Origin of the sequence: Actinoplanes xinjiangensis, assembly GCF_003148685.1 — a bacterium.
Taxonomy (GTDB): domain Bacteria; phylum Actinomycetota; class Actinomycetes; order Mycobacteriales; family Micromonosporaceae; genus Actinoplanes; species Actinoplanes xinjiangensis.
In genome coordinates this window covers 12,193-39,077 of sequence record NZ_QGGR01000019.1, presented here as the reverse complement: position 1 = coordinate 39,077, position 26,885 = coordinate 12,193, and the positions used below count along the sequence as shown (strand labels likewise).

Sequence of the window (26,885 nt, the reverse complement as noted above, 5' to 3'; positions counted from 1 at the left end):
CCGCCTGACCGCGGCCGCTCCCACAGCACGGCGGGCAACCGAGGACGGGCTCAACCTCTGTCGAACACGAAGCGACGGCTTGCTCCCGAGCCGCCGCAACCCGCAATCCGCCCCCTGCCCTCAACGGGCAGGGGGCGGCGTACGTAAATCAGTCGTGGACTTCGCCGACATGAGGTTGAATGATCTCAACGCCGGTGAGGCGGGAAAAGCGGCTCACAAAAGCGTTGACGAAGATATAATGATCGGCCATGCTGGATAACAGCAACCGCACCACGAAACGTCGAAGGGAGTTGAACCGTCATGTTGTCGCAACCGAACTGCGCCATCGCCCAATCCCGGGCGTCGCGGTATGGGTCCGCCATGCCCGTCGTGACGGCGAGACTGCACCTGCGAGGTCATGAAACCAGTGGTGACCTGGAGCGGTGGAGCGGGTAGCGCAGCAGAATCTGCGTCTACGCCGCCCACCTCAGCCTCCGAGGAACGGGCGGCTTTTTCGTTCCCGGACATTTCTTGCGGGTGTAGCTCAACGGTATAGAGCACCGGTCTCCAAAGCCGAATGTTGCAGGTTCGAATCCTGCCACCCGTGCGTGCCCTGAATGCGTTCAGTGGAATTGTTTCTTATCAACTCAACAGTGGATGGCATGTATATCCAGCACCCCATTCGTGGGTTCGCTGGAGATCGCCCGGCACGGCACCCATCCGGTGCCGTGCCGGGCTGATCCGGACCGCGGGAGACGGCAACCCGCCTACTCCGCCGAGTAGGAGACACCCCGTACGACCCGGGGTCCGGACACAGATGGGCTTGTGGCGCAGCAGGAAGCGCACCGGTGCGGCAGACCGGAGGTCGACGGTTCGAATCCGTCCAGGTCCACGCGGCAGGCACCGCCCGCTCAGGGCGGTCCTGACCCCTCGCCTTCCTGGCGTAAACGGCAGAGCCCACGGGTCTCCGTTCGATCAGGGGAAGGCACCACACCGGCGCGGCATCGCGCCGGCTCACCGCCCGTGAGGCTGAGGCAGGTAGACCACCGGACTCTCGATCCGGAAGACCGGGTTCGACCCCCGGACGGGCGACGCAACACCAGCATGCGGTCGTGGTGAACTCGGCGGAGGTCAAGCCGCTGCTCCCGGCGCCCTCTTGGGGGTTCGGCTAATGGCAGGCCGCCGAGCCTTGACCTCGGTCGTGCAGGTTCGAGTCCTGCACCCCCAGCAGTGATGCCCCGGCAGCCCAACGGAAGAGGCGGCCGGTTCGATCTCCCAGCGCACCACCCCGGTGCGTCCCGCGGCTGTAGCACAACGGTCAGTGCGCCGCCTTGCCATGGCGGAGACCGGGGTTCGACTCCCCGTAGCCGCTCATGTCCAGCAACACCGACGACAACATAGGAAGGAGGTGGGCCCGGTGACCGCGGTCCTCGTCTTGAACGCCGACCTCGGCCCGCTGCACCGGGTCACCCTCAAACACGCGATCCGGATGCTGTGCCGCCGGGTCGCCGAGATCCATGACGCCGAACCCGACCGCCTCATCGGTACCTACCCGATGCCGAAAGTCGTCCGGCTCGTCGCGTACGTCGTGACCCGCTGGCGGCACAGCCGCGGCCCCGCCTGGTCGCGGCCGGGCGTGCTCGCCCGCGACGGCGAACGGTGCGCCTACTGCGACAAGAAGGCGTCAACGATCGATCACGTCCTGCCGCGCTCGCGCGGCGGAGAGAACTCCTGGCTGAACACGGTGGCGGCCTGCGGCCGCTGCAATCAGCGCAAAGGCGACCGCACCCCGGCCGAGGCCGGGATGCCGCTACGGACCTCTCCCCAGGTCCCCAGCTGGGCGCAGTTCACTGTGCGCTGAACGGTCCGGGCCGGCGGGATCCGCTACCCCCGCCGGCCCGGACCCCGATGGGCGCTGAGGTAACCGGCAGGCGGCTCAGGCCAGCGCAGCACGACAGGTGGTGCAGCCGTCTCGTAAACGGCAGGAGGGCGTTCGAGCCGCCCCGCTGGCTCTCTTCGCAGCACAGTCCCGCTGCGGCGAACAACGGTGCGGGTACGAATCCCGCCGGAAACACCCATGCCCGGGTAGCCCAACTGGCAGGAGGCGGCTGGCTTAGAACCAGCACAGTGCGCGTTCGAATCGCGCCCCGGGTACGCAGCACCATCTTTGGGCCTGTAGCTCCAACTGGTAGAGCAGCGCTTTTGCACAGCGAAGGTTTGTCGGTTCGAATCCGACCGGGTCCACGATGTCGACGTAGCTCAGTGGAAGAGCAACCGCCTGTCGAGCGGTAGGCCGCGGGTTCGATCCCCTCACCCTCCGCATCGGCTCGCCGTAGCTCAGCGGTCAAGAGCGTCGCCCTGATAAGGCGAAGGCCGGTGGTTCGACTCCACCCGGCGAGACCAGGCCCCTGTAGCTCAGTGGAAAGAGCGTCCGGCTACGAACCGGAAAGGCGGCAGGTTCGACTCCTGCCAGGGGTACGCAACATCTAGTCAGGCGAAATACCGCAGTAGATCCGTGGAGGAGCCAGCCGACAGTCGGCGCCGGCCACCGTCTCGAAAACGGTTGGGGCTCACGCCCGTGGCGGTTCGACCCCGTCCTCCTCCGCTTCGCGCCGTTAGCTCAGCCCGGTCAGAGCAGGGGCCTCTTAAGCCTCGGGTCCACAGTTCGAATCTGTGACGGCGCACGTGTCTACCCCTGGTAGCTCAATCGGAATCGAGCAGCGCCCTTCTAAGGCGACGGCTGCGGGTTCGAGTCCCGCCCAGGGGCCCAGCATCCTCTCCCGGTAGCTCAACGGAACAGAGCAGCGCGGTCCTGACGCGCGGGTTGCGGGTTCGAGTCCCGCCCGGGAGACGGCTCGCGCCGCGAGCATGGATGGTTATGCTCCGGACTTTTAATCCGGAGAGCAGGGTTCGAGTCCCTGGCGGCGTACGGCGGGGTGGAGCAGTTCGGAGTGCTCGCGGGCCTCATAAGCCCGAGGTCGCCGGTTCGAATCCGGCCCCCGCTCCCGTTCCGGTAGCTCAGTAGGCAGAGCACCGCCTCGACACGGCGGGGGTCCCTGGTTCGAGTCCAGGCCGGAACACGCAAGAGGTACCACCTGGCGCGGTGGACGAATAGGAAGAGTCGCCCGGCTTTCACCCGGGAGTGTTGCGGGTTCAAGTCCCGTCCGCGCTGCGCAATGCCCGAGTCGCTCAGTGGATGGAGCGGAGCACATTCTGGAGGAGCCGGCTGGTTACGGAAACGCCGCTGGAAACGGCGTACACCCTCGGGTGTCGTGGGTTCGAATCCCACCTCCTCCGCACCTGCTGGTCGGTGTGACCGGCCTTATCGGCAGGCCGTGGTGAGTTCGATTCCGGCGCCCGTGTAGCTCAGCGGCAAGAGCACCGGTCCCACACACCGGTTGCCCGGGTTCGAGTCCCGGCACGGGTACGACCCTCGCACTTCCTCGGCCGCGGTGGCCGGGACTGTTCGAGGCGGCGCCGGCTCAGCGGGCCGGCGCATGGTGGCTGTAGCTCATCAGGTGAGAGCGCCAGGTCGTGACCCTGGAGGTAGTCGGTTCGAGCCCGACCAGTCACCCTCACGCGGGCGTACCGAAGATGGCCGGTTCGGCATTGGTGGTGGACGCTCATTGCCCCTGTAGCTCAGTGGAGTAGAGCACCAGGTTCCGAACCTGGGGGTCGCTGGTTCGAATCCAGTCGGGGGTACGGAATCCGGGCGCGGATCGCGGCCGGTCTGGCTTCGTGGCGTTCCCGGTGGAGCGCCCCGCCTGCAAAGCGGGTGACCCTTCCGGTTCGACTCCGGGCGAGGCCTCGACGCATGCCATCCACTGTGAGTGACCCGAGCGGGCATCGGAGCCGGTACCGGTGGTGCATTTCGGCGAAAGCACGCGTCGGCCGGGCAGGCGGGCCGACGCGTTCTCGGTATCCTTCCGGGAGTCTGATCATTCATGTCAGCGCCGTGGTGGTTGGTGGGTGCGCTGACGAGTTCGTCGTGCGGCGAACTCGTCTACCACCGGGAGTGTGCATGACCAACCAGCGGTACCGATCTGTTGATGTCGTCGTCGTGGGGGCCGGGCTGGCCGGTCTGTCTTGTGCCCATGTGTTGTCGGGTCGCGGCGTCGATGTGCTCGTCTGCGAGGCCCGTGACCGGGTCGGCGGGCGTACGGACAGTGTTGTGGTCGATGGCGAGACCGTCGATCTCGGTGGCCAGTTCATCGGCCCGGGCCAGGATCGCGCCTACGCGCTTGCCGAGGAACTCGGTGTCCCGGTCTTTCCCACCTATACCAGCGGTGTGCATCTGGCCGAGGACGACTCAGGCCGGATCAGGGGTTTCCGGGGCCGGGTGCCCCGGCTGGGTGGGCTGTCGCTACTGGACTTCGCGCAGGCGGAGGCCCGCTTCGAGCGGTTGGCTCGGACGGTCGACGTCGAGGCTCCGTGGCGCAGCCGTCAGGCGGAGTGGCTGGACAGTCAGAGCCTGGCCGTCTGGATCCGTCGTACCTTGCGCACCGCGGGCGGTCGGCGCCTGTTCAGCACCGCCGCGCGGTTGCTGTGGGCCTGTGAACCGAGTGAGTTGTCGCTGCTGCATGCGTTGTTCTATGCCCGCGCGGCCGGCAGCCTGCGGACGGCGATGGCGATCGAGGGCGGGGCGCAGCAGGACCTGCTCGACGGCGGCGCGCATGCGCTGGCTGTCCGTCTGGCCGACCGGTTAGGTGACCGGGTCCGCCTGCGGGTGCCCGTCCGGCGGATCACGTACGGCGGTGACGGGGTGGTGGTCGCCGTCGAGTCGGGCGAGACGTTTCGGGCGGCGAGGGTGGTCGTGGCCGTCCCGCCGACGCTTGCGGGCCGCATCGTTTATGACCCGCCGCTGCCGGCCGCGCGTGACGGCCTGACTCAGCGGCTGGCCATGGGTGCCACGATCAAATGCATGGTCGTGTATCCCGAACCGTTCTGGCGTGCGGCCGGGCTCAGCGGTTACGCGCTGAGCCTGCGGGGGCCCCTCGCCGCGGTGGCTGACAGCAGCTCGCCTTCCGGTCGCTGTGGGGTGCTGGTCAGTGTGCTGGAGGGCGCCACGGCACGTCGTCTCGGCGGCCGGCCCGCCGCTGAGCGCCGGTCGGTGGTACTCGAGCAGTTGGCGCAGTTGTTCGGGCCTGGGGCTGCCCATCCGGCGGCGTACATCGAGCGGGACTGGAGCGCCGAGCCGTACACCAGAGGTGCGTACGCTGCGCTGTTCCCGCCTGGCGCATGGACCCAGTACGGTCCTGCGCTGCGCGCCCCAGTTGGCCCGATCCACTGGGCCGGCAGTGAAACCGCCACCCGCTGGTACGGCTACATCGACGGCGCGATTCGATCCGGCGAAGCCGCCGCCACAGCCGTGACGAGCATGTAGGGGACGTTGCGGTTCAAGTCGGTCGTCCCCGATGACGTGGGCGTTTGACAGTCGCAGGCCAGGTGGTGCCGGTGTGTCGGCTATGCCGTTGCTGAGCCGAGTTGATCAGCCGGCGCCGCCTGCTGCGGCTGCTCGTTGTCTGCATGGTCCTCTTCGCCCGTGATGTTACTTTGAGGAAATATAGGGCAACCCTCCGTTATGGGGGAAAGTGACAACGGTAGGGTCGCGCGTCGCGCGCTGGTCGTCATCGGGCTGGTTCTCGCCACGATCACCGTGCTGTTTCTCGGGTACGAGGCGCGACGAGTATTGACCTGGATCGTCATCGCGGGCTTCTTCGCGGTGGCGCTGCATCCGGCCGTGACCTGGATGACCCGGAGAGTGACGTTCTGCAAGCGCTGGCTGGCGACACTTCTGGTCTTCGTGACGGCATTCGCCGTCCTGGGCGGTCTGGTCACGCTTTTCGTCGTGCCGTTGGCTCGCGAAGGCAGTCAGGTGATCGCGGACTTCCCGCGGGTCGTCGAGGATATGCGCAACGGCCGCGGGCCGGCCGGATCGTTGATCGAGCGATTCCATCTGCTGGAGTACGCGCAGAACAACGCCGACCGGATCCGGGAGTATGCATCGGGCCTGGGTGCACCGACCCTGGCATTCCTGCGTTCGATGGCCACCGGCGTCGCCGGGATCGCGACGATCTTCGTGCTGTCCTACCTGATGGTCCTGGAGGCGCCGAAGATCGTTGACGGGTTCCTCGCCCTGTTCTCGTCGCGCCGTGCCGAGCACATCCGCCGCGTCGGCCACGACTGTGCCAAGACGATCACCGGCTATATCACCGGCAACCTGCTGATCAGCGTCGTCTGCGGCACGCTCACGTACGTGGTGCTCGCGGTGATGGATGTCCCGTACGCGGGCCTGATCGCTCTGTTCGTCGGTCTCGCCGACCTGATTCCGCTGGTCGGCGCCACGCTCGGCGCCGTCATCGCGACCGCTGCCGCGTTCGTCGGGTCGACCACCGCCGGCATCGTGGTCCTCGTCTTCTTCGTGCTCTACCAGCAGCTCGAGAACCACCTGCTGCAACCTCTGATCTTCGCTCGTACGGTGAAGCTGAACCCGCTCACCGTCCTTGTCGCGATCCTCATCGCGGTGGAACTGGCCGGCATTCTCGGCGCACTGCTCGCCATCCCGGTGGCCGGGATCCTGCAGATCCTCGCCCGTGACATCTGGGACACCCGTCGCGGACGTCCCAAGAGCGAACCCACCGTCGGCGAAGGCCGCACGCCGGTGTCCGTAGCCGGCGACGACCGCCAGGCCGAGCGGGCAGCGAACGCGGGGGCCCGTGACACCCACGCCGCCTACGCCGCGATGTCCGACGAGCCGGCGACGCCCCACCCCGCTCAGATGCGCAGCTGATCTGCGGATTTCGCCGCTCTCGGCGCCTGGTTGGCGGCGGTGCCCGGTGATGGCCGCGGTCGTTCAGCCGGCTGGGGGCAGCATGCCGGTGAGCGTGACGGCGACGAGCCGGTCCCGTGCTGCCGGTGACGGTGATGCGGCCGCGGCGGCCAGTGCGTGCAGGCAGTAGGTGGCCAGTTCGGCGGGCGGCACGTCGGTACGGGTCATGCCGGCTTCTGCGGCTGTCGCGATGACCTCGGTGAGCAGGTCGTGCACGTGCCGCTGGGCGTGGTGCAGGTGCGGTGCCCGGTGCAGCGCCAACGCGGTCTGTACTGACTCGGCAGGGTGGTGCGAGGTGTCTCGGCCGGTGCTGGACAGGTGGGCGTAGACGGTCAGTGCTGTGCGCAGCCGGTCACCGGGGTCGGTGCAGTCGGCTATCGCGGAGCTGAGTTGCCGCAGGTGGTCGCTGACCTGGCGGTCATGCCAGGCGACCATGATCGCCTCGACGTCTTTGAAGTACTTGTACAACGTGGCGCGGCCGATGCCGGTGTGTTGGGCGATCTGCGACATCGTGACGGCCAGGCCGTGTTCGGCGATCAGTGCTGCCGTGCTGTCCAGGATGGCCGCGTGCACGGCGCGCCGGTGCTCGTCGACGGTGGTGTTCCACAACTTCGGCACCCTTTCATCATACGGACCGCTCCGGATGCGTCGGATTGTCTTGTGCGTAGACAGTGTGTATCGCAAAATCACTTGGGCGACCTGTGCACGCCGAGGAGGAACCATGACCGAGCACCCCACTGCGGGTACGGACGACCGATCACGTAGGGACAGGCCCGGTATGCCACGCTGGGTGAAGGTCTTCGTCATCTTCGGGGCGGCCCTGGTAGTGCTCATGCTGGTGCTGTTGTCGTCCGGGCACGGCCCCGGCCGGCACGGGCAGGCGGCGGCGAGTTCCCACCTTCTCCGATGGTGAAGCCGGCAGTGCGCCGAGGGCTGCTGGTGGCGCACATCGCCGCATCGATGGGCTGGTTCGGCGCGATCGCTGCCTCACTCGCCTTGGCCGTGGTCGCCCTGGTCGCCAACGATCCGGCGGTCATCGGCGCGGTGCATCGGGTGCTGGAGCCGCTGGGCTGGGCGGCGCTGGTCCCGTTCAGTCTCGCCGCCTTGGCCACCGGCGTCGTCCAATCGCTGGTGTCGCCCTGGGGTCTGATCCGCCATTACTGGGTTCTGAACAAACTCGTACTCAACGCATTCGGTGTCGCGGTGCTGCTGCTCTACATGCAGACCCTTGCCGGGCTGGCGAGGGTCGCAGCCGCCGGCGACACGGTGCGACCGTCGTTGTCGCCCGTGCTGCACGCCGCGGCGGCGATCGTGCTGCTATTGATCGCGCTCGTGCTCTCGGTCTACAAGCCGCGCGGCATCACCGCCTGGGGCTATCGCGAGCCGGCCGGCCGAGCCCTGTGAATCCCGCCGGCGGCGTTCCACTCCATCGTGACGCCGGGCCGCCTGCCGGCCCGGCAGGTGCACCACGTTTGCTCCCGATGACCGGCGCAACCGCCGGGCGACGCATCCGATCCTCTGAAGGTCGCCGTTTGCTGACCGGGGGAGTTCTTGATGGCCGGATCCAGCGTCGTGGCATGGCTCGCCGGCGTGGCCGCGTTGGCAGGACTCGCGACCGCTGCGGCCGTCACCGTCGATGCTGCCGGCCCGATCAGTGCCGAGCCACCGGCCACCGCGGCGCGGGCCACCGCGGGTACGCCATTCATCACGGTCGTCACCGCCCAGCCGACACACGCGCGAACGGCTCCGGCATCGCGGGCCTCCGCCACCACGAACCCGGCGAAGGCTTCACCGATCGCACCGTGTGCGACCGGGCGCTGGCAGCGTGACATCGAGGAAGGCCTCGACACCCTCGGCGGGTACGGAGTGGTGACCGTCGACGGCCGACAGGCGCCGAACGACTGCGCCGCCATCAGCGCCTTCCAACGCCGCTTCGGCATCGAACCGGCCCGCGGGCAGGCAGACGCCACGACCGCCGACGTCGCCCGGCGGATCGTCGCGAGTTCGACACCCGAACGCAGAAGCGGATGCAAGGCCACGGCGGAGGTCACCGCTTGCGTGGACCTGAGCCTGCAGACGGTGTGGGTCATGCGTGGTGGCGAGGTGGTGTCGGGGCCGACCGTGATGCGGTCCGGGTTCCGCGGGCACGCCACCCCGGCCGGCACCTTCAGGATCAACAAAAGGGCGATGCGGGAGTGGTCGGACCCGTATGAGGTGTGGCTGCCGTACTGGCAGCGGTTCGTCGGCGGGATCGGCTTCCACGAGACCACGACCTACCTGCACGACGACCAGCGCGGCTCGCACGGCTGCGTCAATCTGCTGCACCGCGACGCCGTCGACATGTTCGACCGACTGCACCGGGGTGCCACCGTGCGCACCTTCGGCCGCCGATCCGGCACCTGACCGGGCGGCTGGCGGTGGCGTGGGCCGGCCCAGCGGAGAGGGGCCTGGTCGTGGCTGGGCCGGGCCGCCGCGCTAGCGTGGAGCGGTGAATGTCGCAGCCAGTGCTCTGACCGGGTCGCTGACCCGGTGGGTGCTGCTGGTCTGCACGCTGGTCGGGCTCGCCGCGATGCACACGATCGGGCACACCGACCCCAGCGGCGGCACGCACGCCGCTGCCGTGTCCAGCACGGCCGTGACCATGCCGGTCGTGACGGAGACGGTCTCGGCGATCCGTGCGGCGGTGCCGTGCCCGGATGGTCACTGCGACGGCCACGGCGCGATGGGCGTTTTCAGCATCTGCATGGCCGTACTGCAAGGTTTGGCCGTCGCGGTGCTGCTGGCGCTGATGCTGCTGACCATGCTCGGCGGCCTCGGCCGGCTGCACGCTCGAGAGCGAGCGGCCACGGGGGTGCCACGGGCACCGCCGGTGCGAAGGGCGGGTTTGACGATCGCCGCGATCTCGGTGCTGCGCATATAGGCCACCGTGTCGCTCCGCGCGGCCGACCGGCCGGGCGGTGTTGGTGCACGTCTTTGTCATTCCCGTACCTTTTGAAAGGCCTTTTCCGCAATGATGCGTTCTTCTTCGCTGCCCTCGTCCGGGCTGCGCCGTGGCCTGCTGGCCGGCGCGGCAGTCACCACCGCGCTGCTGCTGTCCGCCTGTGGCGGCGGTGACCACGAAACCGCCGCCGATACCGGCATGAACCACGGCGCCGCCCCCGCCGCCACTTCTGCTGCCGCATCGGCGGGCGCGACATTCAACGACGCCGACGTGATGTTCGCCCAGATGATGATCCCGCACCACCAGGAAGCGGTGGAGATGGCGGCCATGGCCGACGGCCGCGCCGCCAGCGCCCAGGTCAAGGACCTGGCCGCCAAGATCAAGGCCGCTCAGCAGCCGGAGATCGACACCATGACCGGGTGGCTGACCGCCTGGGGTAGGGCGCCGATGCCCGACATGAGCGGCGGCATGGACCACGGCATGCCTGGCGACATGTCCGACGCCGACATGGCCGCCCTGTACGACGCCAAGGGCGCCGCGTTCGACAAGCAGTTCCTCACCCTGATGGTCGAGCACCATGAGGGTGCCGTCGAGATGGGCCAGGAGCAGGTCGCCAAGGGCTCCAACCCGGAGGCCAAGGCCCTCGCCGCGAAGATCATCACTGATCAGCAGGCGGAGATCGCCACGATGAAGCAGCTCCTGGCAGGCCTGTAAGCCTCACGGGGGTGGCCGGGCACGAGCGCGTGCCCGGCCACCCCCGTGCCCGGCCGGCGGCCCGCCTGCGCGCCGGCGGTCATCGAGCACGCCACCCGCCAGATCCGGATCCTCGGTGTCACCGCGTACCCGGCCACGGCATGGTGATCTGTGAAGAGGTGTCCATAGAGGATTGACTATGGTTGCGGTTGTGGCTCTATTCAGCGATGAATACCAGGCGGATCCGCACCCGGCGTTGGCGGGACTCCGGCGGTCCGGGCCGGTGCACCGGGTGGTGTCGGCGGCTGACGTCCCGTTCTGGCTGGTGACCCGCTGGACGGAGGCGCGGCAGGTCCTGGCCGACCCTTCGCTGTCCAAGCGGCAGCCGGTCGACGGGCTGCCGCAAGAGTTGCAGGCCGTACTGTCGACGCAGTTGCTGCTGCGGGACCCGCCGGACCACACCCGCCTGCGCCGGCTGGTCTCCGGAGCGTTCACCCCGCGCCGCATCGAGGATCTGCGGCCCCGCATCGAGCAGATCACCGATCGGCTGCTGGACGGGCTGAGCGGCGCGCCTGAGGTCGACCTCATCGACGCGCTGGCGTTTCCGCTGCCGTTCGAGGTGATATGCGAACTGCTCGGGATCCCCGCCGCGGAACGTGGTTCGTTCCGGGGATGGTCCAACACGATCATCCTCGGCGACTTCGGCAGCGCGGATCTGGCCGAGGCCGTCCGTGAACTGAGCCAGTACCTGCGCGGATTGTTCGCCCGTAAGCGGGCGCAGCCCACCGACGACCTCCTCGGCGCGCTGTTGGCGGTGGACGGCGACCGGCTCGACGAGGACGAGCTGATCTCCATGGCGGTCCTGCTGCTGGTCGCCGGCCACGAGACGACGGTCAACCTGATCGGTAACGCGGTGTACCTACTGGAGCGGTGGCCGGAGCAGAAACGGCGGCTGCTGGACGATCCGGGGTTGGTGCCGGCCGCGATCGAAGAGGTGCTGCGGATGGCCGGCCCGTCCGCGATGAGCACCTACCGGGTGACGACCCGGCCGATCACGCTCGGCGACACGACAATTCCGGCGGGGGAGCAGGTGCTGATCTCGTTGCTGTCGGTCAACCGTGACGACGAGCGGTTCGCCGACCCGGACACCTTCGACCCGTCCCGGGACGACGGTGGTCACCTGTCCTTCGGGCATGGCAGCCACTTCTGCCTGGGCGCCCCACTGGCCCGGCTGGAGGGACAGATCGCGATCGGCCGACTACTGGCGCGCTATCCGGACATCCGGCTCGCGACGCCGTGGCAGGAGCTACGCTGGCGGCCCGGCCTGCTGATGCACGGCCTGACCGCCCTGCCGGTACGCGTGACGTCTCGGCCGGCACCTCCTCCGGCGGGAGCACTCGGCGATGACCGCCAGGGCCACGACGTCTGACGCGTCGTCCCGGCTGTGGATCATCGGCAGCACCTTCCCGTGGGCTCGGCCTCAGAAAGAGGGCGACAGTGGCGACGGTGATGCGGCTTCCGGTCTCCTGCGTCGTTGTTGCTTGATGGCGTACATGGCTGCGTCAGCCTGGTCTATCGCGGTGAGGAAACCTTCTTCGGCGTTGACCGAGACCCATCCGATTGATCCGGCGACGCCGGCTGCTTCAAGTTCGGTGTTGATGCGGGCGATGACGGTCTGGGCGTCGACGATGGTGCACTGGTTCAGGACGATGCCGAATTCGTCGCCGCCGAGCCGGGCGATGAAGTCGGTGTCGCGGATGGCGTGGTGGGCGGCGGACGCGGCGGCCCGGATGTAGGCGTCACCGGCGGTGTGTCCTCGGGTGTCGTTGATGATCTTGAGCCGGTCGAGGTCCAGCATGGCGATGACGGTGGGGTCGCCGAGACGTTCGAATCGGGTTTGGGCCTGCTCGATGATGTGCTGCCAGGCGCGTCGGTTCGGTAGACCGGTGAGGGCGTCGGTGTCGGCGCGCAGCTGTTCGCGCAGTACGGCGTTCGTTGCCCGGTCCTGTGCCCGGTCGGCGGCCAGGGCGGCGGTGAGAAGCCGGCCCAGCACGGCTAGCAGCGGTTCGGCATCGTTCATGACCGGGTCGCCGGTGTGGGTCTGTGGGTCCAGGCCACAGATTCCGCCGAACAGCGAGCCGTCGGGTTCGGTGATGACCGCTCCGGCGTACGTGCCGATGTCGAGGATCTGGTTGACCGCGGCGTCGGCGTACTCGGGTACGGCTCGCGCGTCGCGGGCGACGGTCGGACTGTGGCCGGCGGCCATGTGAATGCAGTAGCTGTCCGACCAGGGATGGCTGTCGCCTTGACGTAGGCCGTAGCCATTGTCGGGGTCCAGGTACAGGTAGGTCTGGCGCCCGTTCTCCACGCGGGTGACCGACCAGAACGTCAGCGGCATCTGTTGCTGGAGGTAGTCCAGTGCGAGGTGAGCGGCGTGCTGAAAGCCCGCGCCCGTGGGCGCGGATCGCCGTTCGGGGAGTTCATCGCCCGCCGCGGCCGGCGGGACGGTAGCGGTGGGCACGGGATTCGTGAACGGGTGGTCGGCGAGCTCGGCGGTGCGGTCGGCCGCGGGGGAGACGGTGACGGCGTCGGCGGGCAGGGTGAACGTGAAGCGCGAGCCGGGTCCGTCGGTGCGGGCGGACGCGGTGATGCCGCCGCCGTGGCGCTCGACGATACGTTTGCAGATTCCCAGGCCCAGGCCGGTTCCGTGGTAGCCGGCGGCGCGGTGGGCGCGGTGGAAGTCGTCGAAGATGCTGGCGTGCTGGCCTTCGGGGATGCCGATCCCGTTGTCGTCGATCGTCACGGTGACGAGGTGATCGGCGAGCCTGCTGCGGATCCGGATGTGCGGCGTGACGTCCGCGGCGGTGTACTTGATGGCGTTGCTGATCAGGTTCTCCAGCAGCTGGCGTACCAGCACCGGGTCGGCGTACACCGGGTGCAGATCGTCGATGTCGAAGGCCGGCACCCGCTTGCCGCTGCTCTCGACCTGGTCCATACGGGCGATGGCCACGTCGTGGACCACCTCGCCGAGGTCGACCAGCGTGGGGGCCAGCGTCGCATCCCGGGCGGTGGTGTATTCGAGCAGGTCGTCGATCATGCTGTTCATCCGGCGGGCGGCCCGGCCGATCCGCGTCAACCCGTCGCGGGTCCGCGCCCCGTCGAGTCCCGTCGAGTCGGCGTCGAGATCCTCGGTGAGTGATTCGGTCCAGTTCTGGACGGTGGCCAGCGGATTGAGCAGATCGTGAGCGACCACGCCGGCGAAGGCCGCCAGCTCGTTGCGATGCCGGCGTTCGGCGGTGACATCGTGAAAGACGGTGACCGCGCACCGGGTGCCGTCGATACCGTCGGGCAGCAGCGAGGAACTGACGCTGAGCAGCCGGCCCTCGGGTACGCCGGGATGACGCACCAGGATGTCCATCTGATGCACGTCCGTGCCGGCCAGGGCCCGCCGGGACGGCATCTCCTCGGCGGTGAGCGGGGACCCGTCCGGGTGGAACAGGCCGTACACGCCGGGCTCGGCCATACGCTCAGAGATGCCGGCGGCGCCGCCGACGAGGCGCCGTACGGCGGGGTTACGCAGCAGTACACGGCCCTGCTCGTCGACGACGGTGAGGCCGTCGGACATCGAGTCGACGATGGCCGTCATCAGCTTCGCCTGCTTACCGGAAGCCTGCTGCTCGCCGCGTAGTTGCAGGATCAGGGCGGTGCGTTCGTCGCGGCCCAGCGCCAGCGCCAGCCCGGCCACGGCGATCAGCCCGACGAAGGCCTGCGCTGTCAGGGCGCGGGCGGCATGCGAGTCGATATGGGCGAAGACACCGGTGCCATACAGGGTGAACAGCACCGCGACGGAGCCGAAGACCAGGTCGTGGACGACTACGAACCCGGTGTGCAGGCGCGACCCGGCCCAGATCGTCATGGCGATGAGTGGGAAGGCGAGCGGCAGGCCGTGGCTGATGCCGAAGACGAAGTAGTAGGCCGCCGCCGAAGCCACGACAATGCCGACGTACTCGACGCGGCGCGGTACCGACGTGCCCCGCCACCGGGCGCGCCAGTTCCGCAAGCCCGCTGCCTTGCCGTGGCGCCAGGAGTATCCCCAGGTCAGCCACACTGCGATGAACAGCAGGATGCTGACCGTGTTGCGGGTCATCCACACCGCCGTGGCCAGCCACGAATACGTTCCGGTGACCGCCCACACTCCGGTCGGACCGATCACCGCGCCGCCGCCGGTACTGACCAACGCTGCGGTCGACAAGCGCCACAGTTCCCGGGTACGGGTCAACCGGCTGTCGCCGTCGGTTGCCCACAGGTGTGGCAACCACCGGTACAGCAGAAATGCGAACAAGGACGCCTGTACGACGTTGGCCAGTACGAAACACGCGGCCAGCGGCAGAGACGCGCCCGTCAGCAGGTTGACCGCCACGGTGACGGCGGACAGCGCCAGCACGTCCGCGGCACGCCAGCGGGACCGGTACTGGACCGCGAACCAGATCGCCGACACCCCGGCGGCGGGCCAGACCAGGCTCAGGTTCGTCTGGTCCATCACGGTCAGCCGCCCGGCGTAGGTCGCCGCCAGGTACACGGCCGAGAACCCGAGCGTGCGCGACACCGACGACCGGATACCCATAGCTTCTCGTCCCACCTCACGAACGACCGGCACCGTCGCGCAACTCCTCACCCGGAGGCGTCGTCACACGATCCGCCGCCACCCATCAGTGACCCGTGATCCGCGCCGCTGACAGCCCGCATACAGCGCCGGTCAACTCTCCTGCCATCTAGCCGATCGGCAGCGCGGGCCATTGCATGAGCCGCAGGCTCCTGCGCCGCGCCGCCCGGACCCGCGGAGGAACGCCGGCGTCCACGGTTAACCGCTGGCTCCGTCGTCGTCGAGTTCCAACTCGATCGCGGGGCGCACCGAAACCTTAGATTGTCACGCTGGCCCTGGCGGGAGGCCATCCGGATCTGCGCGAGCAGCTCGGCGGTGTATCGGCTCGCCGTCACGTAGGTGCGGCGGACAGCGATGGATCGGGTGCCCCCGGTCATGCCGATGATCGAAGTCTTACTCGAAGCGGCGACATGGTACGTCGGAGCGCGGGCTTCACTGGGGGAAGCCGAGGTGATCGTGAGCCCGGGCTGCCTCGTGGAGGCGCTGCCCGTGGCGTGGAGTTCGTTTCTTCAGTTCAGTTCAGGGCTGATCCCGTCGGGAAGTTGTTCTCCTTCGACGGGATCGCTGGGCGGTGGCGTCAGCAGGTCGGGCGGGCACAGTTGCAGGGCCAGCCGGCCGAAGGTGTCGAGTTGGACGTCGGGTTGGTATTCGCAGGCCACGCCGCCGGCCACGGTTTGGGACCAGGCGTGGAGGGTGCCCCGTACGGTGGGATGGCACTGCACCTCGAAGTCGGCGGAGACTTGGTCGACGCCGGTGTAGAGGACGACGGGTGTCTGTTCCGGGCCGGACGCCATCCCGAAGGACTGTCCTTCGGCGGACGGCGCGTCGGTGTGTACCGGTTTCCCGGTCTCTCGTGCCAGCGAGTTGCCCAGGTCGATCAGCCAGGAGGCGGGCGCGGCGACGTTGGTGATCGACGGCGTGAACGGCTGGTTCAGCAGCGGTGTCCCGGTTGTGCCGGCGGCAAGTTCGGCGGCCCCGTATCGGGCCGCCTCGACCAGGATCGGCGTCGTCCGGGTGGAAGACCAGGTGAGCGGATTGGCGGTGGGATCGCAGCCAGCAGGGACGGGGGCAGTGGCCGGCGTAGCGTCGGCCTGAGCGCAGGCGCCTGCCAGCACCACCGCCGGTACCGCTAACAGGAACCCGATCTTGGACATTGCGGCAGCATAGACAAGCGACACGGTGGTGAGACGACCGAGGCCGTCGCGCGACGGCAGCTCGCCTGGTCAGCAACGGCAACCGGGCCTGGATCTCGACCACGGGCAGCCCTTCGCGGCGAGCCACGCTGCACGGGAAACGACGTTCCTCATCCGATGGGAAGTCAGGCGCACGTCCGTCCGGCTCGACGACTAAATTACCGACGCCGGCCGACGGTGGGTTCAAGCCCGCTATCCAGCGCAGGCATTGCTGCACGGAGTGCTCCCTCGGCGACATGAACTTCCATGGACTCGATCATCGCAGGAGACATCCGGATCTGCCGCCGACCGCATGTTGGCGACAGCGCTTCGGGGGCCATCGGGTGAGGTACGCGGGAGGCCTCGCTATCCTGCCGAAGTGACGGCGAATGATGATGCTGACGCTGGGAATCAGCTGATCGACGGCCTGAAGCTGTCGATACGGCTACGGCGCGATTTCACCGTCACCGATGCGGATCGTCTTCTGGCCGCCGCCCGCCGGATATACCAGGACCTCAACTCAGGTGCCAGCACCGACGATGCTGAGGCGATGGTGTCATCTGCCGCTGACGCCCTCTATGTCATCCTTGATCACGCGGGCCTTGTCGGAGACGCGGCGGATGAGCGGCTGACCGCATACCACCGCGACGGCCTGGATGTAGGCGGATGGCGCGCTGAGGTAGTGGCGAACGACCCATGGCCACTATCGCCTGGGCCCCTCAGTAATTGCGTGGTTCCTGACGATGCCTTCGCTTTGCCTCCCAAGAGGGACGCCGATTGAGAGTGCCGCGGCACAGGCCTACGCGGTAGTACGAAAGTACTGATCTGCCGCGATCCGCTCGCTACGAAGGATCATGGCGATCCTCTTCGATGCGGGCTCCGCCGGTGATCTTCATAATCCGACTGCAACCGCTCCAGCGCCGAGGCCAAGGCCGGCTTACGGGTACACGATGAAGGCGTACCCGAGCCCTCTTGTACTTGGAGGATGAGAGCGAACGATGTCCGGCGTGTTCCAGATGTTCTGGTCTTTGGCTACGGAAAGGGCGGTCGTAGTCGCGGCGCCGGTTATCATTGTCCTCTGCCTGGCCTTGGCGTGGCTGTGCCGACGTCTTCTGCGGTTCAGCATGGTTTGGTCATTTTTGGCGTCGTTGAGTCTGGGCGGCGTCGTCCTAGCCATGTTCGTCAGCGGTCGGCGCGGTTTGGAGTTTGACGCTATCGACGTCGAGCTGATCGCCTCGTGTAGCGGCACCGAACGTCTGACAGTCCTTGACGCCCAGGCTGTCCTGAACGCAGTGCTGTATGTGCCATTCACCTTCGCTGCGGCTATGGCCAGCAGAAAGGCCGCCGCCAGCGCGGCGACGGCAGCAGTATTCGTCTTCCTTGCCGAGGGCCTCCAGACGGCAATGAACAGGGGCGTCTGCGAGATCGCCGACATCATCCACAATTTGGCAGGTGTAGTGGTAGGTGCGGCGGCTGCCTATTCAGTGCATCGCCTAACCGCGATCGGCCGCCGTGAGCGCCGCCAAGCGGGAAGACAGCCGTAGAGGTGATCAAGGTTGGCGTGCACGGCGTGGAAAAACACTACTCTGCCGCAGTCCGCGTGTTGAGTTGCCGTTGGCGTCACGTTCGGTGGCCGAGAGCCGACGTAGCTCTGGCACCGCTCCCAGAGATCCGCGTGGCGGCAGGCTCGGTACCGTGCCAATCACGGATGTGGCTTCGCCGACTCCCAGCCGCTGGGCAACTGCATCGGTGACCACTCCGGATCAGGCTGAAAATCGAGGTGGGTGCCGTCGAAGGGAAAGTCCGCAGCCTCAGCGAGCTTGATGAGCCGTTCGCCTTCGGCTCGGATAGCCTCGGCCGTGGCCCTGTCGAAGTACAGCGGTCGCCCGATGCGAGCGGCCATTTCCTCCTCGTCCTTCCATTCCCAGCTCCGGCTGGGTTCCACCCAGATGTCCAGTACCAGGTCGGTGGTGTCGACGCCCTCATCATGACGAGTGAAGGGTGTCTCGAGGTTCACGTACCAGCCGACGAAACGGCCCTGCTTGAAGAACCACCAGATGGAGTGCAAGGCGTCGGGCGGCATCAATACCAGGATGTCGTGATCACGCCAGATCTTCGGCACGAGCCTTGGCTGACGCATCTCGTCTTGAGGTCGATCGTGCAGCGTCTTTCCCTCAGCATCAACGAGGACGGCGAACTCGCTTCCGGCCGGCATCCAGAGCAGAAGACCCGCATCATCGTCACTTACCACTCGCATTGGCTTGACGAAGGTGTACTGGTCTGCCCGGAAGCACCTACGCAGAAGGACACGACCCCGGATGTACGGCATGGCCGGACTGTAGCGAGCGATCACCACCGTATCCGAGACGTATGCCGACGGGCCCCCGCCGCATACTCATCTGCCGCCGAGAAAAAGCTCGTGCTGTCACCGCGACTGTCCGCTGCCGGGGACAGTCGCCCGCGAGCAGATCTTCGACGGACTCCTGACCCGCCTCGACCAGCAAGCCAGCTGACGAGCCTCAGCTACCGCGACGCCAGAATCCGGCGTCGCGGTAGCGCCACCAATACAGGACAGTGCGGTCGTCAGGCCACGGCGCCTCTTGGTCGCCTCGGCGCTCGAAGTGGTCCCGTTCGAGGTCGATGGGGCGCCAGTTCGGATCCAGCGGCTCATCATCGCGAGGCGGCCGCACCTGGGCCACAAACCGCTCCTCACACGCCCCGAACGACTTGAAGTTGGCCTGCGCCTCGATCAACGACGGCCGGTTCGCGCCGCCGGCCCAGTCAGGCCAGCGCAGCTGCACCTCATCGTCCTCCCAGAAACACACCGGGCAGATGTCACACGAGCCGGGCGGCCCGCCCATGGTCAGATGCCCGCAGCACATGCACGGGAAGGTCGGCATCACGGCGGCCATCCTGCACCATGCCAACGTGAAGCCCCAGCGGATTCCTCGGGCTTGACGACCAGTAGGGGAGTGCCAACCGGCCAGGTCCGCTACCACAACCGGACGAGACCAACCTTCACGTTCTCGCCGATATGGGCCCGCACTTCAGCGCTGTCGGCGTCCGCGGCCTTGACCACGACATTGCTCAGGTGGTGCCGCATCCTTCTCGTCTGGGCCGCGTGCCCGTCACGGGACGAAGTCGAGCACCGCCGTGCGTCCGGCGACAGGGCCGGGTCCGCCCTGTCCGGGCACCGAGAGGCTCCAGGTGATGTCCTGGGTCAGGACCGCTTTCAGCGCGGGCACGTCGAGGGCGTGAGCGTAGTTCGCCACCGCGTACTGCAGCCCGGCGATCACGAGACCACCGTCAGCACGATCTTGCCCTGGATGTGGCCCTGCGCGGCTCGCGTGTGTGCGTTGCCGGCCTCGGACAGCGGATACGTGCTGTCCACCCCGACCTGGAGCTTGCCCTCGTCGAACAGGCGCCCGATCTCGGCGAGCTGGGGGCCGTTGGAACGTACCTGGATGTTGGAGACTGAGATGGCCAGACGTGCCGTCTCTTCCGGGTCGTACTGGGCGAAGAACACCGGAAGCATGGTGCCGCCACGCTTGAGCACGGTCAGCAACCGTGAGCTGTCCGGGCCACCGACCGTGTCGATCACGATGTCGACATCGCTGACCACGTCCGCGGCCCGCGTGCGGGTGTAGTCGATGAACTCGTCGGCGCCGAGGTTGCGCAGGAACTGCTCGTGGCGGCCCGAGGCCACCGCGACCACGCGCGCGCCCTTCCATTTCGCCAGCTGCACCGCGAAGTGGCCCACTCCGCCGGCGGCCCCATTGACCAGCACGGTCATCCCCGGTGCGATCGGTACCGGCTGATGCACCTGACCGGTGAACGGAGACGGCACGTCGTGGCCGAGATCGACCAGGTACTGCCAGGCGGTGAGCACGGCCATCGGAGCCCCGGCCGCCTGCACGTGGTCGATACCGGCCGGCTTGCGGGCCAGGTCCGACGCCGGCGCGGCCACATGCTCGGCGTACGTCCGGCCGTTGAACCCGGGGAACCTCAGCATGCCGAAGACCTCATCACCGACGGCGAACTCCGCCACGTCCGCAGCGACCGCCTGGACCACACCGGACATGTCCGTTCCGGGAGTCAACGGGAACTCCAGCGCCGGCCGCATCTCGGCCGGCATTACCTTCAGACCCTCCCGCAGGTACCAATCCGGCGGGTTGACGCCCGCCGCGTACACCCGGACGAGGACCTCGCCCGGTCCGATCTCGGGTACCGGCACCTCGTCGTACCGCAGAACTTCCGGTCCGCCGGCCTCGTGGAACTGGATCGCCTTCATCACGCCTGTGCTTTCTGGAGGAGACATCGCTCCCTCAGTCAAGGCCGCAACGGCCTGGCGGTCCAAGACCGGTTCGGCAAGCCGATCATTCCGAAAAGACATGACGGTACGCTGAACCGGGTGAACGATCTCGGACAGGACCTGGAACTGCGGCTGGTGCGCTACTTCACAGCCGTCGCGGCGCACCAGCACTTCGGCCGGGCCGCCGCCGAGCTGCACGTCGCCCAGCCGGCGCTGAGCCGCCAGATCCAACGGCTCGAGAAACATCTCGGCGCACAACTGCTGGACCGCGGACCCCAGGGCACCCGGCTCACTCCGGCCGGCCAGGCGTTCCTCCCCAGGGCCCAAGCCCTGCTGCAGGCCGCCCGGCAGGCCGAGCTGGCCGTGCGCAAGCAGGCCGAGACCGAACGGATCACCATCGGCTACGTCGAAGACCTCGTGATCACTGCCGCGGTCCGGGAACTGCGCCGCCACCACCCGCACGCCGAGATTGCCACCCGGCACCTGAGCTGCCGCGACGTGAGAGCGTTGTCCGACAAGCGCGTCGACGCACTGATCGGGCGGGCCCCGCTGCCGTTGGCCGCCGACGAGGTGCTCACCACCCCGCTGTACGAGGAACACCGGATTCTCGTGGTCCCACGCGGTCACTCCTTGGCCGGCCGCGCGTCGGTGACCTCGGAGGAACTGGCCGGCGAAAAGGCAGCACCCTGCGCCTTCGAGGCCGGGGACTGGACCTCCTACCAGCTCCTCGGCCCCGATGTGCCACCGCTGGACAGCTACGAGGACAAGCTCGAACTGGTCGCGAGTGGCCAGGCGATCGCCGTGCTACCCGTCGGCGATCTGCGCAGCTCACTGCGTCCCGACCTGGTCACCGTCCCGATCGAAGGTGCTCCCCCCAGCCGGGTCGTCGTAGTCAGCCGCAAGGACGACCCGAATCCCATGATCGGGCGCTTCCGGCTGGCGGCCAAGGCCGTCCTCACCGCCCCAGCAGCCTGACCGGCTCGGCTCTGAACTTCATCCGCGGCACCGAGCGATCGAAATCCATTTCGACACCGTCAAGCTCACACGCGCGCTTCCGCGATCCGCTCGCTGCAAGGCGTCATCTGCCGGAGGTCGGTCAACGCCCGCTCGTGCCCATAAGGGCGCGTCTTGGCGCTGACTGTTTGAAAAATAATCAAAATCGTAACAACTATGGCCGCAAGGATTGCGGCTACGCATGCTTGCGGTATCGGCGCCCTCAGTCCAGGAGGTGTGGCGAAAAGCAGCGGCAGTGCCGCTGGAAGAAACCACACCCCACCAGAAATGCATCCGCCGCATACCAGCAGCACAGTCGCCGTATAGCAAGCGCCGTTGAATGCTCGCGAACCACGGGCCAGCAGTGGGATGGCACTGACTACTACAAACGGGACACAAGCGATCAGGAGCGCCATTTCCAACTCCACGGCAGCCAGTACCGCCGAAATGACGAGGCTGTAGGCGGGCGCCAGCGTCGCCATCGCGCGTCGCGGCCTGCCTACCATCAGCCATGTCCGGGGGGTCCGCGGCTTCACGACAACACTACTGAGCTGTCACGATTGGTATGATACGGGCATAATTCATCTGGCGGCCATCCATGTTTCTACATCGCCGGGCTTGCCTGGCTTCGCGATTTGAGCAGTCGCTCAAATCTTAGCCTAGGGTCTGTCGCACGCACTTTCAACCTCCATCGGCGGCTGGACCCTGAGCCTCGGCCGCGTCATTTGCCCTTGGCGTCACGCCAAGGAGGCCGCACACTCCTCTGCCGCTGTCCGCGCTCGGGCGGGCCGCCGCCGTCACGGCCGATGGTCGGCAGTGAGGGATCGGCGTCTCGTCGTGCCGATGCGCGGATTACCGCTCGGAGCCGACTAGATCAACGCAGCGAGAAAGCCGATTGCCACCGTTCCCCCGCAAGGGATCGCAATCAAGCCGCCCGACCATCCGGAGACGATGCCATTTGCGAGGCACGGCGATGTCCGGCGAAGGCTGAATCCGAGTGCCACGCAAAAAACGAATAGCAGTAGTTCGAGTGCTCCCGTTATAAGGGCCACCATGAACACCGAGTCGGGCGCGGCGTGACGAGTGGAAGTAAAAGCGATATACAACCAGGGGTCGGCAGCGACGACATGACCGGCGAACGCAACAACTCTTCCGATCGCGGCGAGATTGCTGGACTCCGATCGACTGAAGCGGGGGTCAACGGCCACACCCTGCAAGAATCTCATGCTCCTACTGGCGGTCCAGCGGGCAGAGGTCTCGACCGAACGCGCCCGTGCGGATGAAGTGGAGGTCGAAGCAGGTGCCGCATTCAGCAGCGCAAAATCGGCTCGCGGTACGGGGCTGAGTGGTTGAGGATGTTCAAGGCCCTGCCCTAGTCGTTTCTCCTCACCCCGGGAGAGCGGCCGAGGAAACTCAGGAGAGGGAGGCAGCCCGTTCGAGCCGGGCCAGGGCGGGCTTTGGTAGCCATCGAAGTCTGCCAGCTAGTGAGTGCGCTCATCGCCGCTGAGCATGCCTGCTGCCACCAGACCGTCGTAACGGTGCGTGTCCGCCGAGTCCGGATCGCGTGCACGCTGGTGCCGATGACAGTGCACACGCTCCGGCCGTCGATGATGCGCTATAACCATGCCCGTTACACCGGGTAGACGCGGTACTGCAGCTTTTCGTCGTACCGGAGTCCGGTGACTGCCGTGATGATCGACCAGAGGAAGTCCTCGTCTGGGCCCCAGGACGGCAGGACGATCTCGGCCTCGACCGGCAGTGGCATTCCTTCGTCCTCGACGGCCACACCATCCGCCCAGACGTAATGCCGGGTTCGTTCGCCATTCGTGAACAGCGTGAAGCCGTAGGTGCTCGAAACGCTGCTGAAGAAGACCACCAAAGCGTCGGCCGGGTCGGTCGGCTCCCAGCCCATGACCACATCCATCATCGGGTTCCAGACCTGCACCCAGCCACCCGACTCGGCGGCATAGAGGGCGTCGGGCTTGAGGGCGCTTGTAGCCTGGTCGGCTCCGACCAGTTCGCCGCTGAAATCTGTGATGGCGAGGTCGTCCACAGCCTCGTCCGCCGTCACGTTCTGACGGAAAAGCACCGAGGTGTTCCAACCCATGATCAAACCTTTCCTTGTACGACGGGGCCGCCGCCCATTGTTCAGGGCGGCACCGTCAGGACAACGTGGGAGGGCGCTCTCGCGAGAGGCCTCGACGGCTTTGCTCGCAAAGAAGACCCCGTGAACGTCTTCCCGTTCATCGCCGCGGAGCAGACTCCGCCGCCCTGCCGGCCGCCTCCTAGCAAGATCGGGTCAATTGCCGACACCGCAAGCCGGCGCCCTCATCTGCCGCCGCGCGCTCGTGGTGGCCAGGCGGCGAGCCGACATGCACGCTGGTGCCGAGATCAGTGCGGCCTTCGCATCACGCGGGTGCGCTACTGATGAAGGCCTCCGGCCGGCACAGTACGGTGATTCGATATGACAGGCCGACGTTGGACCAGATCCGGCCCCGCAGCGTAAGGCAGATGCCGACCCGGTCGTCGTGTTCCGGGTGCTCGAAGAAATCTGCTCGTGGGTCCGCGATTGCGCCGACCAGCCCTTGGGAGCCCTGCGTGGTACCCGGCACCTGGAGCAGGCCGACAGCAATCTGGATCTCGGCGTCGTCGAGCTCGTGGACGGTGTACCAGTGGGTGTCAGGCAGAAACAACTGCGAGTCGACAACACGCCGCTGGTAGTTCGGTCCCATCATCCCGGATGCCGGGTCGGGGATGTCACCGATCCAGGCCGTCCCTGCAAAGTCGGTGCGCAACCGCTGGGCGTCGGAGCGGAACTCCGTCACGAGCGTGTCGAGACGAGGCTGGGCGACGAGGTGCACGGATGCGTCGGTCATGATCGCACTCTAATCCGGGCCGGTTACACCTAACGCGGCCGCGGTGGCCTTCCGGATCGGGCACGCCGCTGCCCGCCGACTCAATCACCGCGCCACCTCCGTCGAGATCCTGACCGTCTCTGTGGATCCGGACACCGTTTCAACAAGACTTTCGGCACCACTTGCGGGTTTCGACACCGTTGGTCCAACAGCCATCAGAGTCTTGGACCTGGCTCGCGGAAAGGGTGTGGTCCTGCGGCTACAGATGTTCATCGCCGGCTGTGGTCATCTGGACTACCAGGTGGGTTCGAGCGGCGCTGTCGGACCATCGTTTGACGCTTCGGCTTTCAGTGAGAAGCTCACCGCCGACGACCGGCCTGCCGTGTTCCCACGGCTCCGGCCAGCTCTCGAAGTGCCGCACCTCTACGAAACCGCGGGCCTCCAACGAGACAAGACCCGGTCCGCATACCTCAGCCACTCGCTGCCGCGATGACGCCTCGGGTCAGCCGAGTTCCCAGAGGGCTACCGGAGACTGCTCCAGACCTTCGAGCACGATGTGTTCCCCGGGATCGAATCCTTGGTCATCGCCCATAGCCAGATCCTGCCCGCACTGGCGGGAATCAGGTAGTAGCTGCATCACGTGGGGACCAGATCCGATCCGACAACATCCGGATCCGCCGCGATCCGCGCTCGGGGTGGCCGCCGTCGTCACGACCGGCCGTCGGCCGCGACTTGCTGGCGTCTTGTCGTGCCGATGACAGTGCGTTGGGCTCGCCGGAGACATAGCGGAGTTGTGCAATTGCAGTGGTCGAGGAATCTGCTCAGAGTCACCCAGCGCCAGCATCGCCGTGAATCGACCTTCGGCATGGATATAATTAGGGTGCTGCTAATTTTTGGCCAAGCGCCTGTGGGTTCCGGATACAACAAGCTTCATTCAAGCGCGAAGATCGCGTCTCCCGAACACCCACTTTTGACGCCGCGAACCTGTACCGGCACGGACTCGCCGGGCACCATGGTGGGGATGCGGGCCCGTACGTTGATAGCTCCACTCCGGTCGGCGATAGCTTCCCACTCGCTTCCGGCCCACGTCGAGACGCGAACTTTTTCCCCCGTCAGGTAGCCCTTACTCCGGACCCGAACTTGGCTTCCCGCGGGGCCCGACGCCGGCGTCAATGTCACGTCGCGCGGGCTGCCGAAGCAGTTGAGCGGATCAATCGGGTTCGCACTGCTACCTCCGGCGGCCCGGTCCCTCGACGCGGAGTCCGGTTGAGAAGTCGGCTGAGTCGTCGCCGCGACTGTTGCGCCGGTTGCCGGCGGTGATGGCGGCTTATCGTCCGAGCCGATAAAGTCAGCCCAGTCCGGAATAAGTGCGATTACGGCCACAAAGATGCCGGTTGCAGCTAATGTCGCCATCCCTGAAGGCGAAGCAAGCCACCCATTTGATCTTGGGTGCTCATGACCGGGTTCAGACACGCAGCGAATATAGTCCAGTTCGTCAAAGGTGACGGTCGCGATCACCCTTTCGAGGTGTTGACCGGTGAGCGCAGACCGCGCAGGTTACGAGCGCTTCAAGATCAACCAACCTGAACTGCCGCTGACAACGTGCGCTCAAGGACGTGAGTGGCCTGGCTCGTCGTCATCAGGAGACCAGTAGATCGTCGCGGACCACCACGGACCGTCCGCCGTCATCTCCTGGGAGACCGTCAGATCGAGGATGTCCATGGGGTCGAGGTCGCGCCGCTCGACCTGTCGGACATTCGCCGCAGGAGCCGCGGAAGGTCGGTGCTGCCGTCATCACGAGGGTTCGTCAGGCTGAAGCGACGGGACGTCCACCATTCGGTCACGCCTGGATCTTGAGGCATGGTGCGACTTCTCGGTACTCCCTCGTCTGCCGCATTCCGCACGCGTTGAGCCTTCGACTCGGACCGGCGCATCCGTCGCGGTGCGCCGCATGCATGCGAAGATGCGGCGTGATGTCTTGGGCGCAACGCCGAGTGTGCTGGCGTTTCGGGGTCAAGCCGCTTCTTCCGGGCCGGGGAACGATGATCGGCGTCGGCTTGAGCCGCAGCTCAGGGTTGCTACCGCTCAATGCCGTCCGTCACCCGCCGGTCGGGCAGTCCAACGGTTGGTACGTATGGCGAGGCGGGCCGGCACCACAAGACGACGACTTCTTCAGCCCGGTCCACGTCGAGCACGCCAAGAGCCATTTCCCCGAGTTGATGCCGTACCTGGCTCTCCCACCTGGCATCGGCGTCATCCTGGCTCCAGGCCACGAGGATGTTTGGCACGATGAGGCGTTCCTCGAGCCGTGATCCTGACCCGTGGCCGAATTACTCTCCTGCCGCCGACAGACACCGCCCGGTATCGAGGTAGATCAGGTGCTGGGCCTCGCGCGGTGCCAGGGGATACTGCGGCGGGCTGCGCTTGCCGAAGGGCGCGCGAGGGTGG

Annotated in this window: 25 protein-coding genes and 23 tRNA genes; 37 read left to right on the top strand and 11 right to left on the bottom strand. The window is 67.0% G+C overall.

From position 1 onward, the window contains the following. Positions 1–512 precede the first annotated feature (512 nt). The 26 genes from BC793_RS33180 to BC793_RS33080 all read left to right on the top strand — a co-directional run bounded on the left by BC793_RS33180 (position 513) and on the right by BC793_RS33080 (position 6,769). Positions 513–586 (top strand) — tRNA-Trp (locus BC793_RS33180). Positions 587–798: 212 nt separating this feature from the next. Continuing rightward, positions 799–871 (top strand) — tRNA-Ala (locus BC793_RS33175). A gap of 126 nt (positions 872–997) precedes the next feature. Then, positions 998–1,071, top strand: a tRNA-Glu gene (locus BC793_RS33170). Positions 1,072–1,136: 65 nt separating this feature from the next. Next, positions 1,137–1,207, top strand: a tRNA-Gln gene (locus tag BC793_RS49855). A 72-nt stretch (positions 1,208–1,279) separates the two neighbouring features. Next, positions 1,280–1,351, top strand: a tRNA-Gly gene (locus BC793_RS33165). A 45-nt stretch (positions 1,352–1,396) separates the two neighbouring features. Next, entirely contained in the window at positions 1,397–1,840 is a 444-nt protein-coding gene (locus BC793_RS33160; protein WP_109599946.1) for an HNH endonuclease, read from the top strand. Between the two features lie 218 nt (positions 1,841–2,058). Beyond that, a tRNA-Leu gene (locus BC793_RS33155) sits at positions 2,059–2,133 on the top strand. Between the two features lie 15 nt (positions 2,134–2,148). Continuing rightward, a tRNA-Ala gene (locus BC793_RS33150) sits at positions 2,149–2,223 on the top strand. A 12-nt stretch (positions 2,224–2,235) separates the two neighbouring features. After that, positions 2,236–2,296, top strand: a tRNA-Asp gene (locus BC793_RS49850). Between the two features lie 9 nt (positions 2,297–2,305). Next, positions 2,306–2,382 (top strand) — tRNA-Ile (locus BC793_RS33145). 1 nt (position 2,383) lies between these two features. Continuing rightward, a tRNA-Arg gene (locus BC793_RS33140) sits at positions 2,384–2,457 on the top strand. A gap of 39 nt (positions 2,458–2,496) precedes the next feature. After that, a tRNA-Ser gene (locus BC793_RS49845) sits at positions 2,497–2,584 on the top strand. A gap of 4 nt (positions 2,585–2,588) precedes the next feature. After that, positions 2,589–2,663, top strand: a tRNA-Lys gene (locus BC793_RS33135). 8 nt (positions 2,664–2,671) lie between these two features. After that, positions 2,672–2,749, top strand: a tRNA-Arg gene (locus BC793_RS33130). 7 nt (positions 2,750–2,756) lie between these two features. Continuing rightward, positions 2,757–2,830 (top strand) — tRNA-Arg (locus BC793_RS33125). 6 nt (positions 2,831–2,836) lie between these two features. Then, positions 2,837–2,908, top strand: a tRNA-Lys gene (locus BC793_RS49840). 1 nt (position 2,909) lies between these two features. Then, positions 2,910–2,984: transfer RNA gene (locus BC793_RS33120), tRNA-Met, on the top strand. Between the two features lie 2 nt (positions 2,985–2,986). Further along, positions 2,987–3,059: transfer RNA gene (locus BC793_RS33115), tRNA-Val, on the top strand. A gap of 17 nt (positions 3,060–3,076) precedes the next feature. Next, positions 3,077–3,151, top strand: a tRNA-Glu gene (locus BC793_RS33110). Between the two features lie 43 nt (positions 3,152–3,194). Beyond that, positions 3,195–3,276: transfer RNA gene (locus tag BC793_RS49835), tRNA-OTHER, on the top strand. A 58-nt stretch (positions 3,277–3,334) separates the two neighbouring features. Beyond that, positions 3,335–3,406 (top strand) — tRNA-Val (locus BC793_RS33105). 73 nt (positions 3,407–3,479) lie between these two features. Continuing rightward, positions 3,480–3,553: transfer RNA gene (locus BC793_RS33100), tRNA-His, on the top strand. A gap of 54 nt (positions 3,554–3,607) precedes the next feature. Next, positions 3,608–3,681 (top strand) — tRNA-Arg (locus BC793_RS33095). A gap of 30 nt (positions 3,682–3,711) precedes the next feature. Then, a tRNA-Cys gene (locus tag BC793_RS33090) sits at positions 3,712–3,787 on the top strand. Positions 3,788–4,000: 213 nt separating this feature from the next. Next, positions 4,001–5,362, top strand: coding sequence for a flavin monoamine oxidase family protein (locus BC793_RS33085; RefSeq protein ID WP_109599749.1), 1,362 nt, complete (start codon positions 4,001–4,003; stop codon positions 5,360–5,362). 198 nt (positions 5,363–5,560) lie between these two features. Continuing rightward, positions 5,561–6,769: an AI-2E family transporter gene (locus BC793_RS33080; RefSeq protein ID WP_109599747.1), complete on the top strand. Its 1,209-nt coding sequence runs from the start codon at positions 5,561–5,563 to the stop codon at positions 6,767–6,769. Between the two features lie 63 nt (positions 6,770–6,832). On the opposite strand, the gene BC793_RS33075 is transcribed toward BC793_RS33080, so the two are convergent. After that, positions 6,833–7,426 (bottom strand): TetR/AcrR family transcriptional regulator, encoded by a 594-nt coding sequence (locus tag BC793_RS33075; RefSeq protein WP_109599745.1) that lies wholly within the window; start codon positions 7,424–7,426, stop codon positions 6,833–6,835. 160 nt (positions 7,427–7,586) lie between these two features. Here BC793_RS33075 and BC793_RS52435 point away from each other — a divergent pair, with 160 nt between their 5' ends. The 6 genes from BC793_RS52435 to BC793_RS33045 all read left to right on the top strand — a co-directional run bounded on the left by BC793_RS52435 (position 7,587) and on the right by BC793_RS33045 (position 11,871). Beyond that, entirely contained in the window at positions 7,587–7,721 is a 135-nt protein-coding gene (locus tag BC793_RS52435) for a hypothetical protein (protein ID WP_282959002.1), read from the top strand. 26 nt (positions 7,722–7,747) lie between these two features. Further along, complete coding sequence (locus BC793_RS33065) at positions 7,748–8,212, top strand: DUF2269 domain-containing protein (RefSeq protein ID WP_211340655.1); 465 nt, start codon at positions 7,748–7,750, stop codon at positions 8,210–8,212. Positions 8,213–8,362: 150 nt separating this feature from the next. Beyond that, positions 8,363–9,211, top strand: coding sequence for a L,D-transpeptidase family protein (locus BC793_RS33060; protein WP_109599739.1), 849 nt, complete (start codon positions 8,363–8,365; stop codon positions 9,209–9,211). Between the two features lie 85 nt (positions 9,212–9,296). Continuing rightward, on the top strand, positions 9,297–9,728 hold the full coding sequence (locus BC793_RS33055) for a DUF6153 family protein (RefSeq protein WP_146246541.1): 432 nt from the start codon (positions 9,297–9,299) through the stop codon (positions 9,726–9,728). A 90-nt stretch (positions 9,729–9,818) separates the two neighbouring features. Next, positions 9,819–10,463: a DUF305 domain-containing protein gene (locus tag BC793_RS33050; RefSeq protein ID WP_203896440.1), complete on the top strand. Its 645-nt coding sequence runs from the start codon at positions 9,819–9,821 to the stop codon at positions 10,461–10,463. A 190-nt stretch (positions 10,464–10,653) separates the two neighbouring features. Continuing rightward, a complete protein-coding gene (locus BC793_RS33045) occupies positions 10,654–11,871 on the top strand; it encodes a cytochrome P450 family protein (RefSeq protein ID WP_203896441.1) in 1,218 nt (405 codons plus the stop codon). A gap of 51 nt (positions 11,872–11,922) precedes the next feature. Here BC793_RS33045 and BC793_RS33040 read toward each other — a convergent pair whose 3' ends face one another. Both BC793_RS33040 and BC793_RS33035 read right to left on the bottom strand, forming a co-directional pair. Then, positions 11,923–15,066 (bottom strand): diguanylate cyclase domain-containing protein, encoded by a 3,144-nt coding sequence (locus BC793_RS33040; protein WP_109599734.1) that lies wholly within the window; start codon positions 15,064–15,066, stop codon positions 11,923–11,925. Between the two features lie 548 nt (positions 15,067–15,614). Beyond that, complete coding sequence (locus BC793_RS33035) at positions 15,615–16,259, bottom strand: hypothetical protein (protein WP_109599732.1); 645 nt, start codon at positions 16,257–16,259, stop codon at positions 15,615–15,617. Positions 16,260–16,656: 397 nt separating this feature from the next. On the opposite strand from BC793_RS33035, the gene BC793_RS49105 reads away from it, so the two are divergent. Both BC793_RS49105 and BC793_RS33030 read left to right on the top strand, forming a co-directional pair. Next, on the top strand, positions 16,657–17,058 hold the full coding sequence (locus tag BC793_RS49105) for a hypothetical protein (protein ID WP_146246540.1): 402 nt from the start codon (positions 16,657–16,659) through the stop codon (positions 17,056–17,058). A 226-nt stretch (positions 17,059–17,284) separates the two neighbouring features. Beyond that, positions 17,285–17,821 (top strand): VanZ family protein, encoded by a 537-nt coding sequence (locus BC793_RS33030; protein WP_211340654.1) that lies wholly within the window; start codon positions 17,285–17,287, stop codon positions 17,819–17,821. A gap of 158 nt (positions 17,822–17,979) precedes the next feature. Here BC793_RS33030 and BC793_RS33025 read toward each other — a convergent pair whose 3' ends face one another. The 4 genes from BC793_RS33025 to BC793_RS33010 all read right to left on the bottom strand — a co-directional run bounded on the left by BC793_RS33025 (position 17,980) and on the right by BC793_RS33010 (position 20,568). Beyond that, positions 17,980–18,606, bottom strand: coding sequence for a ribonuclease FAU-1 family protein (locus tag BC793_RS33025; RefSeq protein ID WP_109599728.1), 627 nt, complete (start codon positions 18,604–18,606; stop codon positions 17,980–17,982). 190 nt (positions 18,607–18,796) lie between these two features. Further along, on the bottom strand, positions 18,797–19,189 hold the full coding sequence (locus BC793_RS33020) for a CPCC family cysteine-rich protein (protein ID WP_109599726.1): 393 nt from the start codon (positions 19,187–19,189) through the stop codon (positions 18,797–18,799). Between the two features lie 216 nt (positions 19,190–19,405). Next, on the bottom strand, positions 19,406–19,573 hold the full coding sequence (locus BC793_RS50745; protein ID WP_203896442.1) for a hypothetical protein: 168 nt from the start codon (positions 19,571–19,573) through the stop codon (positions 19,406–19,408). Beyond that, the gene (locus BC793_RS33010) at positions 19,570–20,568 is read right to left on the bottom strand and encodes an NADP-dependent oxidoreductase (protein WP_109599725.1); all 999 of its coding nucleotides are present in this window, start codon (positions 20,566–20,568) and stop codon (positions 19,570–19,572) included. Before BC793_RS33010 ends, BC793_RS50745 begins: the two co-directional genes overlap by 4 nt. Positions 20,569–20,688: 120 nt before the next feature. Here BC793_RS33010 and BC793_RS33005 point away from each other — a divergent pair, with 120 nt between their 5' ends. Next, complete coding sequence (locus tag BC793_RS33005; protein WP_109599723.1) at positions 20,689–21,564, top strand: LysR family transcriptional regulator; 876 nt, start codon at positions 20,689–20,691, stop codon at positions 21,562–21,564. Positions 21,565–21,629: 65 nt separating this feature from the next. Here BC793_RS33005 and BC793_RS49100 read toward each other — a convergent pair whose 3' ends face one another. The 3 genes from BC793_RS49100 to BC793_RS32995 form a co-directional block, all read right to left on the bottom strand. Then, entirely contained in the window at positions 21,630–22,064 is a 435-nt protein-coding gene (locus BC793_RS49100; protein ID WP_146246539.1) for a hypothetical protein, read from the bottom strand. Between the two features lie 1,148 nt (positions 22,065–23,212). After that, a complete protein-coding gene (locus tag BC793_RS33000) occupies positions 23,213–23,689 on the bottom strand; it encodes a hypothetical protein (protein WP_109599721.1) in 477 nt (158 codons plus the stop codon). A gap of 301 nt (positions 23,690–23,990) precedes the next feature. Then, a complete protein-coding gene (locus BC793_RS32995) occupies positions 23,991–24,458 on the bottom strand; it encodes a hypothetical protein (protein WP_109599719.1) in 468 nt (155 codons plus the stop codon). Positions 24,459–24,501: 43 nt separating this feature from the next. Between BC793_RS32995 and BC793_RS49095 the strand changes: the two genes are divergently transcribed. Beyond that, positions 24,502–24,930: a hypothetical protein gene (locus tag BC793_RS49095; protein WP_146246538.1), complete on the top strand. Its 429-nt coding sequence runs from the start codon at positions 24,502–24,504 to the stop codon at positions 24,928–24,930. 437 nt (positions 24,931–25,367) lie between these two features. On the opposite strand, the gene BC793_RS49090 is transcribed toward BC793_RS49095, so the two are convergent. Beyond that, positions 25,368–25,955, bottom strand: a complete 588-nt coding sequence (locus BC793_RS49090; RefSeq protein WP_146246537.1) for a hypothetical protein — start codon at positions 25,953–25,955, stop codon at positions 25,368–25,370. A 455-nt stretch (positions 25,956–26,410) separates the two neighbouring features. On the opposite strand from BC793_RS49090, the gene BC793_RS32990 reads away from it, so the two are divergent. Next, a complete protein-coding gene (locus tag BC793_RS32990; RefSeq protein ID WP_249037399.1) occupies positions 26,411–26,749 on the top strand; it encodes an immunity protein Imm33 domain-containing protein in 339 nt (112 codons plus the stop codon). The last annotated feature ends 136 nt before the right edge of the window (positions 26,750–26,885 follow it).

What these genes read in the sequence shown, in the direction of transcription:
- BC793_RS33025 (WP_109599728.1), bottom strand. Translation starts at nt 18,606, where the DNA reads ATGCCGTACATCCGGGGTCGTGTCCTTCTGCGTAGGTGCTTCCGGGCA.
- BC793_RS33050 (WP_203896440.1), top strand. Translation starts at nt 9,819, where the DNA reads ATGATGCGTTCTTCTTCGCTGCCCTCGTCCGGGCTGCGCCGTGGCCTG.
- BC793_RS33000 (WP_109599721.1), bottom strand. Translation starts at nt 23,689, where the DNA reads ATGGGTTGGAACACCTCGGTGCTTTTCCGTCAGAACGTGACGGCGGAC.
- BC793_RS33060 (WP_109599739.1), top strand. Translation starts at nt 8,363, where the DNA reads ATGGCCGGATCCAGCGTCGTGGCATGGCTCGCCGGCGTGGCCGCGTTG.
- BC793_RS33020 (WP_109599726.1), bottom strand. Translation starts at nt 19,189, where the DNA reads ATGGCCGCCGTGATGCCGACCTTCCCGTGCATGTGCTGCGGGCATCTG.
- BC793_RS32995 (WP_109599719.1), bottom strand. Translation starts at nt 24,458, where the DNA reads ATGACCGACGCATCCGTGCACCTCGTCGCCCAGCCTCGTCTCGACACG.
- BC793_RS33080 (WP_109599747.1), top strand. Translation starts at nt 5,561, where the DNA reads ATGGGGGAAAGTGACAACGGTAGGGTCGCGCGTCGCGCGCTGGTCGTC.
- BC793_RS33085 (WP_109599749.1), top strand. Translation starts at nt 4,001, where the DNA reads ATGACCAACCAGCGGTACCGATCTGTTGATGTCGTCGTCGTGGGGGCC.
- BC793_RS33010 (WP_109599725.1), bottom strand. Translation starts at nt 20,568, where the DNA reads ATGAAGGCGATCCAGTTCCACGAGGCCGGCGGACCGGAAGTTCTGCGG.
- BC793_RS32990 (WP_249037399.1), top strand. Translation starts at nt 26,411, where the DNA reads ATGTCTTGGGCGCAACGCCGAGTGTGCTGGCGTTTCGGGGTCAAGCCG.
- BC793_RS33040 (WP_109599734.1), bottom strand. Translation starts at nt 15,066, where the DNA reads ATGGGTATCCGGTCGTCGGTGTCGCGCACGCTCGGGTTCTCGGCCGTG.
- BC793_RS33035 (WP_109599732.1), bottom strand. Translation starts at nt 16,259, where the DNA reads ATGTCCAAGATCGGGTTCCTGTTAGCGGTACCGGCGGTGGTGCTGGCA.
- BC793_RS52435 (WP_282959002.1), top strand. Translation starts at nt 7,587, where the DNA reads ATGCCACGCTGGGTGAAGGTCTTCGTCATCTTCGGGGCGGCCCTGGTA.
- BC793_RS49100 (WP_146246539.1), bottom strand. Translation starts at nt 22,064, where the DNA reads ATGGCGACGCTGGCGCCCGCCTACAGCCTCGTCATTTCGGCGGTACTG.